This is a genomic window from Patescibacteria group bacterium (assembly GCA_022560785.1).
Lineage (GTDB): Bacteria > Patescibacteriota > Minisyncoccia > Phycocordibacterales > JADFSL01 > JADFSL01.
The window spans coordinates 1-14,815 of sequence record JADFSL010000014.1 but is presented as its reverse complement, the minus strand read 5'-3'; the positions used below and the strand labels follow the sequence as shown (position 1 = coordinate 14,815).

Genomic DNA, 14,815 nt, shown 5'->3' with positions numbered 1-14,815 from the left:
GCCAGGAATGAGTGCAAGTGCTTGAAAGAATCCTATCCATAATCCTTTTGCAGGAGCTATGATTTTGTTTTGTGTTGCCACCTTCTCGGCAGCAAACATAAAGCCGGCTCCGATAAGCAATGTCCATCCCACTACATATGCATTCCGAAAGACTGTTTCCATGTAATCCTCTATAAATAGTCCAACAGCTACTGCGGGGATGGTGCCTAATACAAGTGCAAAGAGAAACATTTTATCGTAATGAGAGGATGCTTTTCGCACAATGATAGATACTGCAGAATGTGCCAGCCGCAAAAACTCATGCCTGAAATAAATCAAAATGGCGAGCGATGTAGCCAACTGTAAAACCGCATCAAATGAAAGTCCAGAAATACCATAGGAACTCTCAAGACCCAAAATATCCCGCGCCAAAATGAGGTGCCCGGATGAAGATACTGGCAAAAACTCAGTAAGCCCCTGGATTGCCCCTAATATGATTCCCGATACAGTATTCATACTGTGCTATAATATCACTACTAGCGAATTTATATACCAGACATGGAAGACACGCACGAGGGGAGTAAAGAAAAGAATAATACATTATTAGTTCCTATTGCTATTGTCATAGCTGGAATTTTTATCGCCGGTGCACTTTTGACAACAAATAATGAAAAGAGAGAGGGTCAGATCGTCAAACAAAGCTCTCAGCAAGCATTAGTAGGAGGCACTCTCAAAATACCTGGTGTGCGTGCAAATGACCACATTTTAGGAAACCCTAATGCCGATATTGTCATTGTGGAGTATTCAGACACCGAATGTCCGTTCTGCAAGCAATTTCACAGTACGATGCACCAAATCATAGATGAGTACGGAAAAGATGGAACGGTGGCATGGGTGTATCGACACTTCCCACTCTCGCAGTTACATCCGAAAGCTCCCAAAGAAGCAGAAGCAACTGAGTGCGCTACCGAACAAGGTGGTAATCCCGCATTTTGGGCCTATACGGACCGACTCTATGAAATCACTCCGTCAAACAATGGATTAGACCTTTCACTTTTGCCGGTAATTGCTGAGTATGTTGGGCTCGACAAAGCACAGTTTCAGGAATGTCTCGACAGTGACAGATACAAGGAGGTAGTTGAAAATCATTTCAATGAGGCAATTGCCGCAGGTGGGCGAGGTACTCCATTTAATATAATGATAATTGGGAACGAGCAGATTGAGATACCAGGTGCACAACCATATCTATCCCTTAAAACGGTCATTGACCAGGTGTTGGAGAAGAAAGCACAGTCATCCTTGCTAGAGTAGTTTTTTAATATAAGTGCCAATGTCCTCTTATTTTCTAGGGGTCTTTGTTGTGTGACTCAATATATTGGGATTGTGACTTATTGACTACGTACTGTTTTCTTTTTATTATTACTATTGGAATATACTTTCTTTGGCTTTGGTCCAGGAGGTGTAAAATGAAGACGCGTGTATTGGGTATAATATGTCTATACCTTATCTGCTTCAATTTAGCATATGCAGGGGGAAAAGATTCAGGTTGGTACATAAGTGTGAATCAACACGGGTTTAAAACTTCTTTTACAAAAGAAGAGGTTAGAGAGATAGTATCTACGAAACACGAAGGACAGGGTATTCAGATGGGAAAGATGCTATTTAATCCATTCGGAGGAAACATCACCGGTGGTTTGGATATATCGCACCTTGTAGGACGATCATTGAAAGTGAACTGTATAACTAGGATTACAGAACATTGTCTTGAGAGTAATACTCGGGTCAAATTTGATTTAACAGTGATTCAAGTATTTCTTGACATCCCAGTCGTCGGTGGTGTGAGTGTATCTACATCGATTGGATTAGGCCATATGAGACTTTGGTTAGATGGTACGGTACAATACCATGACCAAGACTATTCTATTGTTACTCTACCACTAGATTTCAAAAGGAGCGGTACTGGTGTGGTCTATGCCGTGGGTCTGAAATATAGACTACCTAAAGATAGTTATTTGGGTGATAATTTTTCGATGGAACTAAAGAAAATGTTCTTTAGCATTGACAAAATGAACCAATATAACATCGTGCAACTTGCCATTATATACGGCTTCTCTTGAGTTTAAGCGCGCCCGCGACTATATGTCGCGGGCTTTTTCAATATAAATACTACTCCTCTACTAATCCGAGACGATAAATATCAAAAGAGTTTTCTCCTTCAAACATGTCTGAAGGATTTGGAAGGTATACTCGCGGTCGGGTAATTTCTTTTGTTGCATCATTGATAAGTTTATGAAAAATCACAAACTCCTCCCCACACTCGTCAAAATTGATGATATGTCTACGCATTTGGGATGAACCGTCTTTATTTTTTGATCGTTTGCATTCTTGTATAATGAACCGCCGTACCGGCTTATTGTACATATCACGCACAGTATAGTAGTTAAAGATTGCCTGAATAATAAAGAGTGTTTTTTGGACGCCATGTTTACTAAATGATTCAACAAATTTATGGTCAACGATATCAATTGCTTTGTTATCAACTCGGGAGCGAACTACAAGATCGGAAATTGCCTTGAGCGGTAGAGCGAGTCCATCCACCTTCGCAAGATTATTTACTTCCACTCCAAGAACACGATGACGAGGAGGTCGCGCAAGATAAAATGATATTGCCTGATTGTATCCTTTTATCATTGCCTCGCGTTTGCGTTTCTGTGCTCTGTTTGTTCGCGCTGTTCCAAAATTAATTTCAATATCTTGAATATTTTCAAGATACTGAGAGCCACATACAATAGCATCTTCTTTCGAAAGTCCTCCATAAAAATGCTCAAGAGCTTTATGCCCCGCACGTCCTATAAAAGACGAGGGTGAGGATGGTGTGTCGTATACCTTCTCAACGTAGCGTTTGTACCATGCCAGAGGATTTCTCAATAATGTCATGAGTGACGAATAGCTCCAATGAGAAATTGGTGGTTTCCGAGAAGGTAATCTTTTCATTCTCGTAAGTATAGCAAAAATCGATCTGCTCTTTTTATTTTGCAGTACCTTTTTCGTTTAAGCGTTTGTTATCTAAAATGCCTTATAGAGCTCTCATGAGCCTGATTCCCACTTTAGCGGAGTCACGAGAGTGAGTAGAGAGCGGGTGACCTCCTGAGCCGACCGACTGGTGTTTTGAATAATCAACTTGAGCGTTTCTTATTCAGTAATTTTTTAGCCGGTTTGCCTTTTCATGGTGGCGAATTTTTTCGAGCGCTTTTGCCTCAATTTGCCTGATTCGCTCACGAGTAACGCCAAATTCTTTCCCAACCTCCTCAAGTGTGTGATAGATGCCATCTTCCAACCCATTTCTCATGGCAAGAATCTTGCGTTCCTTTGGAGACAGGTCGTCAAGAATTTCTTCAATCTGGTCGGCGAGAATTCGTCGTGATGCGTCTTGATCAGGCGGGGTGATTTTATCATCAGCAATAAAATTACCTAGTGTGGACTTATCATCTTCATCCCCCACTGGATTTTCCAATGAAATGGTATCCTGGTTTATTTTTTCAATGTTGTAAATTTTTTCCACATCCAACCCCATTTCTGTTGAAATCTCCTCAGCAAGCGGATCACGGCCAAGCTCTTGGGAAAGTCTACGAACAGTCTGCTTGTATTTTGCAATAGTTTCAACCATATGAACCGGAATTCTAATGGTGCGAGACTGGTCGGCGAGTGCTCTCGTTATTGCCTGCCGTATCCACCACGTGGCATAGGTAGAAAATTTAAATCCCTTTGTATAGTCAAACTTATCAACCGCTTTGAAGAGTCCTATATTCCCCTCCTGAATAAGGTCAAGTAGTGTGAGGTCGGGACTGCGCCCAACGTATCTTTTAGCTATTGAAACAACGAGTCGCAAGTTGGCTCGGGCGAGTAAGTTTCTTGCTTCGCTGTCACCGTCTATAATACGCTTTGCTAAATCGCGCTCTTGCTGAGCAACAAGTAATGGGTATTGCCCTATCTCGCGTAGATACATCTGAATAGAGTCGTACGATGATGATTCTGATCCTCTTCGGTACACATTTTTCTTTTCTATAAAATCATTTGCCCCATCCTCAAGAAGTCCTCCACCTTCAAGAACATCAACACTGGCCGTATTAAACTTTTCGTATAGCTCCTCAAGAAAAAGAATGTCAGTCTCAATCGTTGGAAATTCTTTAAGAATCTCATCGTAAGTAACAAATCCTCGCTCACGTCCCTTAGCTAAAAGAGTATCAGCTTTTTTTAAAAGCTCTTTTTCCTTTTTACTTATCTTTGATTTCGCAACAGCTTTTTTGGGTTTGGAAACAAGTTTTGGTTTTTTCTGAAATACTTTTTTTGTTACACTCTTCTTTTTTCTGCTATTATATTCCCCTGTGCTCTTTTTCCGTAGTGTGCTTTTTTTGACACCAGTATGTTTGACACGTTTTTTTGAAACGGCTTTTTTGGTCCGTGTTGCTATTTTTCTACTATTCTTTTTCAATTTAGTTTTGGGCATAAATATGTACAATACCAATTAGATAATAAAATGTAACCTACTTGCTGTCTGAAACAGAAGCAAGTTGTTCTGATAATACTTTACACTTCCTGAGTGCGTCATTTATGTTTTTGGTTTTCCCTTCAACTTCTGCTAGCCGTAAATTTTCAAGTGCAGTGGTGAAACGCTCCCGAAGTTGTTCTTCCTCAAGATTATTGAGCAATTCTAACAGGCTTTCAGCAACATCTTCTCCTTCGCTGAATTCTCGTTCTGCTTCAAAAACCAGCACATCAACATCTTCCGATTTCCCTTTCATAAGCTCCGTAAATCGCGCTTTCCCCACAATTGATTTGAATCGATCTTTGGCACTACTCACTTTTTTGTTTTTTTTCTTTTCACCATGCTGCCAAAGCAAGAGTGCCACAATTTCCTGCTCTATAATATCCTTGCGGGTATTATCTGTATCGGAGATCTGCTCCTTCGGTATAAACGCAACCTTGTCAAAATTACCAATGTCAGAAACATCTTCAATTATCACATTGCGAACCTCTTCCCATACCGGATCTTCTGCAATTGAAAGTCTTGAGGCGATAGTCGCAACAAAATGAGCCTGATCAATTTTATTTGGAATTTGTGCAACAAAAGGAATTATTATCTCCCCCACTTTAAGACGGAGTTTCCTTTTATTCTTTTCCGAAGCACTAAATATATCAAGATAAAAATCAACAATATGTTTTGATTCCCGTATCACTTTTCTTAATTTATCTTTTCCAGCCTTGACTAAATCTGCCGGATCTGAGCCTTCGGGAAGTGCCGCTATTTTTACATCCATACCCATATGGAGCGCCAAGGATGCGCCTTTGCCTGAGGAAGCCACACCGGCACTGTCGGCATCAAAAGCCATTACGATGTTTTTTGAAAGACGATTGAGAAGTGTGAGTTGTTCTCCAGTGAGGGCAGTTCCTGAAAGTGCTACCGTATTGGTAAAACCACTCTGATGACACATCAGAAGGTCCATTTGTCCTTCAACTACAATTGAAAAATTGACTTTTCGTATCGCTAGCTTTGCTTTGTTGTATCCGTATAAAATACGCGATTTGTGAAAAAGTGATGTCTCGGGACTATTGATATACTTTGGTGCGTTATCGTTTTTGTTTATATTTTCGTCTGCTTTTTTTGCTCCGCCAGAAATAGATCCACTATTGGCAGGAAATATTCTGCCTGAAAATGCTATTACTCGACCAGAATTATCAAAAATTGGAAACATAATTCTACCGCGGAACCTGTCATAGTAACGCTCTTTGTCAGCAGACATTTCTTCCCGCCCACTCTTTTTAATCAATCCTGCTTCTTCAATTTCCACAGTTGAAAATCCCTGATGAGTGAGATGGTCGTGGAGTGTCCGCCAGTCGGAGAGTGCATAACCGATTCTCCAAAGTGTGAGCGTTTGTTTTGAGAGAGAACGTTCTTTGAGATATGAGAGCACGTCGCGATTTTCTTCAAGATTATTTTCAAAATAACGGGTAGCACTTTCCAAAATTCCGTAGAGCCTTTCGCGCTGCCCTTGTGATTCTTTGCTTTCAAATACAATAGACACACCGGCACGCGTGCCAAGTAATCGCAAAGCGCCTTGGAAATCCAGTCCCTCAAACTTTTCGATGAAGGTGAAAATATCTCCTTTTTCTCCACAACCAAAACAATAAAAAGTGTTCCTGGACGGTGAAACAAAAAATGATGGGGTCTTTTCATTGTGAAAAGGACAACGCGCCTTCATGTTGCTACCAGCCTTTTCAAGTTTTATATAGGTGCTGATTACTTCAATAATCCCCAGCCTGTCTTTTATTTGTTCTACATTTGAAGATGGCATATTTTGTTACAATCTGCTTTGCCTACAACAAAACGAGAGTAAGGATTTACGCAACACACGAGTAAAAAAACTATTGCACTAAATTTTATTTGTTTTCTCTCTCTTGGGCAACCTTTTCCACCATTATAGCCTTTGGACTTCCTGAGAAACCACTGCCGGCAGGTATCAATCTTCCAATGATGACATTTTCTTTAAGCCCAATCAGTTTGTCCTCACTTCCACGAATAGCGGCATTAATGAGAATCCGAGGGGTGTTTTGAAATGAAGCAGCTGAAAGAAAGCTTTTTCGCGAAAGAGACACTTCAGTAATGCCGAGTATAAGCGATTCGACAGTCGCAGGTGTTTTCTTGTTCTTTTGTGCTTCGGTATTCGCTTTTATAATTTCGCGTTCCTCAACAACCTCGCCCGTGGTAAAACCAGTGTCTCCTGGGTCTTTCACCTTTTGGCGTGAGAACATCTGCCGAATAATTACTTCAATATGTTTGCGTGAGATTGATGCTCCTTGTAGTTCGTAAATTTTGCTTATCTCGCTAATAATATAATTCTGTGCTTTTTCTTTGCTGCCAAAAATGTGAAGCTCGTCAATGTGCGCAGAGCCATCAGTCAGAAAATCACCCTTCTTAACTTTATCTCCTACTTTCACCAGTACCATTCTTCTGAAATGAACTGGGTACTCAATTTTCTTCTTTGAAGTTTTGGCTAATTTTTCATCTGGTAGCAAAATAATTAATTTCTCTTTTCCATCATCTTTTATTTCGGATACCGTTCCAGATACTTTTGCAATTGCCGCCGCACTTTTGGGAGCTCGTTTTTCAAACACTTCTTCAACTCGCGGAAGTCCTTGAGTGATATCTCCACCGACAGTAGCAGTACCACCTGAATGGAACGTTCTCATAGTAAGTTGAGTTCCCGGCTCCCCAATAGCTTGGGCGGCAATAGTACCAACGGCTTCCCCTATATCAATTAATTCATTGGTTGTTAAATCAATTCCATAACACTTACGACAAATACCATAAAGCGATTTGCACACCATTGGGGAGTGGACTGAAACACTGTCTATGTTTGATTCTTCAATTACTTGTGCATCTTCATCCGAAAGCATGGTGCCCTTTCCAAACAATGTTTTTCCTTTTCCGTCAAGAACAGGAGTGGCGAGTAGTCTACCTCGTATATTTTTAGCAAATGATATCTCAATACCAGATGCGCTTACTCTACTTATAGTCACTCCCTCTTTGCTGCCGCAATCATCTTCTCCGATTATCGCGTCTTGTGCAACATCAAAAAGTCTCCTCGTAAGATATCCTGCCCGCGCGGTGTTAAGTGCTGTATCAGCAAGTCCCTTTCGTGACCCGTGAGTCGTAATAAAGTACTCAATCGGCGTAAGTCCCTCCTTCATGGATGCAACAATGGGAAACTCAATGGTTTCTCCACGCGTGTTTTGAATAAGTCCCTTCATTCCTGACATCTGGGAAATTTGACCGATTGATCCTCGTGAGCCTGATTTCCACATATCGTACATCGAGCCATTTTTTTCAATTGATGCCGGAACCAGTTTTTCAATTTCATCTTTCGCAGCATGCCATATTTCAATATTCTTGCGTCGTTTTTCTTCCTGCGAGAGCAGTCCCTCATTGTACTGCTTGAGTACTTCTTCAGATTGTTCCTTTGCCTTCTTTATTAAATCTGTCTTGCCCTTTGGAACTTTAATGTCATCAATTCCAAACGTAATTCCTGAGCGTGTGGCGTAGGTGAATCCAAATACTTTAATTTTATTTATGATTTCGGGGATACTATCAAGACCGTATTTCTTGATAAGGTTATTTACAAGTATAGTCATACTCGCGCTGGTAATTTCATCATTAATGAATGGATAGTCGCTTGGCAAAATACTGTTAAATAAAAGTCTCCCCACCGATGTTTCAAATACTTTTCCTTCAAACGCTGTATATTTCAGATTATCAGTTGGTAACACTTTAATCTTTGCCCTGAAACCGACTTCACTAAAATCGTACGCACTGATTGCGGTGTTTGGGGTTGGAAATATTTTTCCCTCTCCTTTGTCGTTCTCTATGATTTTGGTCATCCAATAACAACCAAGTATAATATCTTGTTTGTTTGTTGAGACCACCACGTCGCCATTGCCAGGTTTCAAAATATTTTTATTTGCAGACATTATCATTTCTGCCTCCTTTTGAGCTTCATCTGAAAGCGGAATATGCACTGCCATTTGGTCGCCGTCAAAGTCCGCATTAAATGCAGAACACACGAGTGGATGAATTTGAATTGCATTTCCTTCAATGAGTATAGGTCGAAATGCCTGAACTCCTTGGCGGTGTAATGTAGGTGCACGATTTAAGAGTACATATTTGCCAGCTATAACCTCTTCAAGAATTGCCCATACTTCGGGTATGCCCTCATCTATGAGCCGGCCGGCACCGCGAATGTTATACGCAAGTTCTTTTTCCAGAAGTTTTGCAATGACAAATGGTCTGAACAACTCAAGTGCCATATGTTTTGGAAGTCCGCATTCATCAAGTTTGAGATCTGGACCGATAACAATGACCGAACGACCAGAATAGTCTACTCGTTTCCCGAGCAGGTTCTGCCTGAAATATCCTTGTTTTCCTTTGAGATAGTCGGAGAGTGATTTAAGCGGTCTTCGTTGTGCTTGGCTCATCGCTGAAAATAGCGTGCCACCATGCCTGATTGAGTTATCAAGTAGTGCATCAACGGCCTCCTGAAGAATTCTCTTTTCATTGCGCAGGATAACATCCGGGGCTTTTATTTCGAGTAGCTTCTTAAGACGATTGTTTCGGTTAATAACCCTTCGGTATAGATCATTGACGTCTGAAGTGGCGTGACGTCCGCCTTCGAGTGCAACCATTGGACGGAGTGCTGGTGGAATGACGGGAATGTTTTTTAAAAACATCCACTCCGGTCGAATGTTGGTTTTAATCATTGATTTGATGAGACTTATTCTCTTGTTGAGTTTTTCTCGTTCAACTGAACCGGCTTTTAGAATCCGTGTTTCAAGCTTTTCAAGAAGCGCAGGCATGTTGATGTTTTTTAAAATATTGTATATTGCTTCCGCTCCTATTGCAGCCTCAAATAATGATCCATAGCGGACGGCAAATTTGTGGTAGGTGAGCTCATCAAGTACGGCCCCTTCAGTAATACTTTCTATCTCCTGCTTTGCATTTACCAAAAGCTCCTTAAGTTTTGTTTTTGTTTTTATGTCTGTAGCTTTCTTTGTTTTAGTTTTGTATTCAATATCAAGTTCTTTGAGTAGTTTTTCCTTCTCGTCCTTAATAACTTTGGTAATAATATATCCGGCAAAATAAACAACCTTTTCTACATCACTTGCTGAAATTCCCAAGATAAGACTGATCCGCGAGGGAATACCACGTAAAAACCATATATGCGACACCGGTGTTGCGAGAGCAATATGTCCCATCCTCTCGCGTCTGACTATTGAACGGGTTACCTCAACACCGCACTTCTCGCATACAATACCCTTGTACCGAATACCGCGATACTTTCCACAATAACACTCATAGTCTTTTTCAGGACCAAAAATCTTTTCATCAAAAAGACCACTTTTTTCTGCACGTTGGGTTCGGTAATTGATGGTTTCTGGTTTTGTAACTTCTCCAAATGACCAATCAAGAATTACGTCCGGGGACGCAAGTTTGAGCGTAATAGATTCAAAATTTGATGTGTTAAATGCTGATTTTTTCATCCCGTTAGAGATAGGTTCCGCTAGAAAATTCTAGGGAAACTATTATTAATTATATTGTTTTTAATTTCTCGATTTTTCATATTTTATGTTTTATACGGAACCGTTAAATATTTTGTGTTTTTTTATTATTCTAACTTTTGTTATCTCTAACGGAATTCATATATTTTACCCTCCTAAATTTTGCTTTGCAAAACTTTGGAGGGCGAGATTATTCAGTAGTGCTTTTTTCATGTTCTATTTCCGGTTTTTTGAGCAATACATCAAGTGCCAAGCCGCGCAGGTTGTTGAGCAATACATTAAATGCCGCAGGAGTATGCGGGTGGCTTATTTTTTCTCCTTTAACAATTGCATCAAACGCAGCGGAACGCCCTACGATGTCGTCTGATTTGATGGTAAGCATTTCACGAAGTGTGTACGCGGCACCATATCCGAGTAGTGCCCATACTTCCATTTCTCCAAATCTTTGTCCGCCTGCTTGCGCCTTACCTCCGAGTGGCTGTTGTGTGATGAGTGAATATGGGCCGATTGAACGCATGTGTATTTTGTCCTCAACCATATGATGAAGTTTCAGTATATACATATATCCAACTGCCACATCCTGTTCAAATGCCTCGCCGGTTCTCCCGTCGTAGAGTGTCATTTTTCCATTTTCTGCAAAACCAGCTTTTTTTAATTCCTCTTTTATCTCATTTCCCGTTGCGCCGGCAAACGATGGTACGATTGCTTGGTAATTGAGAGCGTGTGCGGCAAGTCCAAGGTGAAGCTCTAAAATCTGTCCCAGATTCATGCGAGATGGCACCCCTAGAGGAGTGAGTATTACATCAATCGGCTCACCTTCTTTTGAAAACGGCATATCTTCTTCGGGAAGAATTCTTGAAATTACTCCTTTGTTCCCGTGTCGTCCGGCAAGCTTGTCGCCGACTGATACATTCCTTAGCTGTGCAACAGTCACATGGATTCGTTTTATTATGCCTGAATCAAGATTGTCTCCATTTTCTCGCGAAAATACTTTCACCCCTATCACTCGCCCACGTTTGCTACCCTCCATTCGAAGCGAAGTATCCTTAACATCTTTTGCCTTTTCTCCAAAAATAGAGCGTAGGAGCCGCTCTTCTGGAGTAAGTTGTGTTTCTCCTTTGGGTGTTACTTTTCCAACAAGTATGTCCCCGACTCTGACCTCGGCACCGATTGTAATAATTCCGTCTTCATCAAGATTTTTAAGTTTGGTCTCACCCACATTCGGAATGTCGTGTGTGGTCACTTCTGGACCAAGTTTTGTATCGCGAACATTCACTTCGTGCTCGTCTATTCTAATACTTGTAAATCTGCTGTGCTTAACCAACCGCTCGGAAATGATGATTGCATCTTCGTAGTTGGCGCCTGACCACGACATAAATGCGACACGCATATTCTGTCCGAGTGCCATCTGCCCCCCTGCGGTTGAGGATGCATCGGCAAGCAAGTCTCCTTTTTTAATTTTTTGATTAGTGTCAACTACTGGTCTTTGATGAAATGAAGAGAAGTCATGTGTCCGTGAAAAATTAACAAGATTATATTCCTTTTGTTCATTTTTGCTATTTTGTATAACAATCTTAGAAGCATCTACAAAAGACACGATACCGTCTTCTTTTGCGATCACTATTCTACCGGTATTTTTTGCCGCCTCTTCCTCTATTCCGGTTGCAACGTATGGTGCCTCCGGAATGATGCACGGGGTTGCCTGCTTCTGCATATTTGAGCCCATAAGTGCTCGGTTTGCATCATCGTTTTCAATAAATGGAATCATGGATGTTGCAATAGAAAACGGTTGATTGGTTGCAATATCGATAAAGTGCACATCTTCTTTTTTTGCAATTCCTGGTTCTGCTTCTATGCGCACCTCAACCTCATCTTCTAAAATATTTCCCTTATCATCCTGCTTGATTGCAGCATGGGCAATGTTGTACTTCTCTTCCTCATGCGCATTGAGATATACTATTTCACTGGTTACCACTCCATTGCTTACTTTTGCATACGGTGTTTCTATCATGCCGAATTCGTTGATACGTGCGTATGTTGCAAGATGGAGAATAAGTCCAATGTTTGGACCTTCTGGTGTGTGAATCGGACACAATCTGCCATAATGAGACGGGTGCACATCGCGGACCTCAAGACCCGCTCGCTCACGAGTGAGTCCTCCTGGTCCAAGAGCCGAAAGTGTTCGCAGATGCTCAAGTTCTGTAAGAACATTTTGCTGTTGCATAAACTGCGATAGCTGATTGGTTGTAAAAAATTCTTTGATACTTGCCTGGAGCGGTCGCGGATTTATCAGTTGAACGGGAAGTGTGGTTTCTGCATCAACGGTAGACATCCTGTCCTGAATATTTCGTTTCATCCGCGACATACCAACACGCACTTTTTGCTGGAGCATTTCACCAACATATCGCACCCTCCTAAAACCAAGATGGTCAATATCGTCCGGCTCAGCTCCGTTGGTATTGTTGAGTTTTATGATATGCGACACTATAGAAACCATATCATCAAGAGAAATAGTTTTGCGTGACATCTCATCCTTATTGGTCAGCTTTCCAAAACGTTGATTGAAACGATGACGTCCCACTGGTGATAAGTCATATCGTTCTTTACTGAAAATAGATTGTATAAAATCTCGAGCATTTTCTGGAGTGGCAGGGTCACCATCGCGCAATTTTTTATGGATCTCTGTGTATGCATCTTCAACTGTTTTTGCCGGATCATTTTCAAGAGTGTCTTTAATGACTTGCTTTGCAAATTGGTTGTTTTCAAATAGGGAATACATATCCCGATCAAAATGTGCTCCCAGCACCCGCAATAGCGTCGTTATTGGAAATTTTCTCTTTCGGTCTATTTTAATATATATAGCACCATCCGGATCACTTTCTATTTCAATCCATGCTCCACGGGCAGGAATAATTTTTGCTCCAAAATATCTCTTTCCTTTAATTTCCTGAACATTAAAAAATACACCAAATGAACGCGCGAGCTGTGCGACAATGACACGCTCTATTCCATTGATAATAAAAGTACCGTGGTCAGTCATTATCGGAAAATCAGCAAGAAATATTTCTTGCTCTTTGGTGCCTCCAATTGTTTTGTTTTTGAGGCGAACAATGAGACGTAGCGGAGCATTGTATGAAAGCATTTGCCGCTTTGCATAGTACTCATCATACTTAGGTACCCCAAGTTCAAACCGCACAAATTCAAGTTCAAACTTCTTTTCTGAATAATCTTTTATCGGCGAAAATTCTTTAAACACCTCCTCGAGCCCTTCTTCAATAAACCAAGCAAAGGAATCCCTTTGTGGACCAATAAGATCGGGCATGTTAATAAGTGGTTTTTTGAAGCGCCCAAAATACTTCTGTTGCCTCTTTCCCTTTTGTTGAACTACTGTAGTGCTTTTTTCTTTATCCATAGCTTTGTGATTTCAATAAAATAGACCAAACACCAAACAAGACATCGCTTGAAAGCGAATATAACAAAAAGCTCAAGACTACTTAGCTTTTTCTAGCAAATTAAATATAGTAAAAATTTCTAATGCACCGTATGAAAAGAACCCTACAATAACTCAATCATGCTGTATAAATACGCGTAGATGAGAGTATACAGATACCATACGTCAGTGTCAAGGATTTATATGATATAGCCTGTGTATAAGTCATTTTTTCTTATTTTTCCTCCATTTTTCAATTTCTCTATGATTTCCAGAAAGGAGCACTTTTGGTACTTTATACTTTTTCTTCTTGTATTCTAAAATCTCCGGACGAGTATATACATCAAAACTTGCTGTCCTTTTCTCCTCAAGAGAATCTATATTACCAAGCACTCCTTTTATATTACGCGAGAGACTATCAATGATAGCCATTGCAGGAAGTTCTCCGCCGGTAAGTACATATGGACCAATTGAAATATGTTCTGCTTTCAATATTGTAGCAACACGAGCATCGACTCCTTCGTAGTGCCCAGAAATAATAACAACATCTTTATATCTTTTTGTCAGTTTGCGTGAATAGAGTGAATCAAACTGCACACCTGCGGGTGAGAGAAATATAATTTTTACTTTCTTTTTTCTGCCGATTGCTTTTGTAACCGCTTTTAATACCGGCTCTGCTTCTATAACCATACCCGGGCCTCCGCCATATGGCTTGCCGTCCACTCTTCTGTGTTTATCTTTTGTAAATAGACGAGGATTATAAAATGTAACAGAAATCTTTTTGTTTTGTATTGCCCGTCCAAGAATTGAAGTTTTCAAATATGAGTCAAATGCCTCAGGAAAAAGTGTGATGATGTGAAAATTCATCCCGTTAGTAATAGGACACGGACTGATTCAATCCTTGCCTAAATATTAAACTTTTGTTGCTAATCAATTTTCCTAACATATTGTATTTTAGTGTCCGTGATTACTAACGGGATTCATATTGTATTATTTAAACAAAAGCCCGTGGCGATAAAATACCACGAGCTTTTGTTTATGTCTAATTTAAAATCCGTCTTAGACCTTGAGATCTTCCATTGCTTCATCAACGCTCTTGGAAGCAGTTGGTGCTTCCCTTCCCTCAGGTTCCTCTATTTTAAGATTGACCCTAGAGTTGTTTTTCATGCCTACAACCCGAAGCAGTGTGCGGATAGCTTTGGCAGTATTGCCCTGTCGTCCGATGATTTTACCCATATCCTCTGGATTCACACCGAGAGTAAGCAGTACTCCCATTTCATCCACTGCCCGAGCCAC

Annotated in this window: 10 protein-coding genes; 2 read left to right on the top strand and 8 right to left on the bottom strand. The window is 40.7% G+C overall.

Features of this window, described 5'->3' with window-relative positions:
- Positions 1-495 (bottom strand): undecaprenyl-diphosphate phosphatase (locus IIB50_01860; GenBank protein MCH7529840.1); only part of this gene is annotated, 495 nt, incomplete at its 3' end.
- Positions 496-537: 42 nt separating this feature from the next.
- On the opposite strand from IIB50_01860, the gene IIB50_01855 reads away from it, so the two are divergent.
- Positions 538-1,290 (top strand): thioredoxin domain-containing protein, encoded by a 753-nt coding sequence (locus tag IIB50_01855; GenBank protein MCH7529839.1) that lies wholly within the window; start codon positions 538-540, stop codon positions 1,288-1,290.
- A 248-nt stretch (positions 1,291-1,538) separates the two neighbouring features.
- Positions 1,539-2,096, top strand: a complete 558-nt coding sequence (locus tag IIB50_01850; protein MCH7529838.1) for a hypothetical protein — start codon at positions 1,539-1,541, stop codon at positions 2,094-2,096.
- Positions 2,097-2,145: 49 nt separating this feature from the next.
- Here the strand turns inward: IIB50_01850 and IIB50_01845 are convergent, their stop codons facing one another.
- The 7 genes from IIB50_01845 to IIB50_01815 form a co-directional block, all read right to left on the bottom strand.
- The gene (locus IIB50_01845; protein MCH7529837.1) at positions 2,146-2,973 is read right to left on the bottom strand and encodes a PD-(D/E)XK nuclease family protein; all 828 of its coding nucleotides are present in this window, start codon (positions 2,971-2,973) and stop codon (positions 2,146-2,148) included.
- 202 nt (positions 2,974-3,175) lie between these two features.
- Complete coding sequence (locus IIB50_01840) at positions 3,176-4,486, bottom strand: sigma-70 family RNA polymerase sigma factor (GenBank protein ID MCH7529836.1); 1,311 nt, start codon at positions 4,484-4,486, stop codon at positions 3,176-3,178.
- Positions 4,487-4,523: 37 nt separating this feature from the next.
- Positions 4,524-6,332, bottom strand: coding sequence for a DNA primase (dnaG, locus tag IIB50_01835; GenBank protein MCH7529835.1), 1,809 nt, complete (start codon positions 6,330-6,332; stop codon positions 4,524-4,526).
- Between the two features lie 85 nt (positions 6,333-6,417).
- A complete protein-coding gene (gene rpoC, locus IIB50_01830) occupies positions 6,418-10,071 on the bottom strand; it encodes a DNA-directed RNA polymerase subunit beta' (protein MCH7529834.1) in 3,654 nt (1,217 codons plus the stop codon).
- A 208-nt stretch (positions 10,072-10,279) separates the two neighbouring features.
- Entirely contained in the window at positions 10,280-13,501 is a 3,222-nt protein-coding gene (locus IIB50_01825) for a DNA-directed RNA polymerase subunit beta (protein ID MCH7529833.1), read from the bottom strand.
- A 243-nt stretch (positions 13,502-13,744) separates the two neighbouring features.
- Positions 13,745-14,386 (bottom strand): tRNA (guanosine(37)-N1)-methyltransferase TrmD, encoded by a 642-nt coding sequence (gene trmD, locus IIB50_01820; GenBank protein MCH7529832.1) that lies wholly within the window; start codon positions 14,384-14,386, stop codon positions 13,745-13,747.
- 192 nt (positions 14,387-14,578) lie between these two features.
- Positions 14,579-14,815: KH domain-containing protein (locus tag IIB50_01815; GenBank protein MCH7529831.1), on the bottom strand; the 237-nt coding region annotated here is incomplete at its 5' end.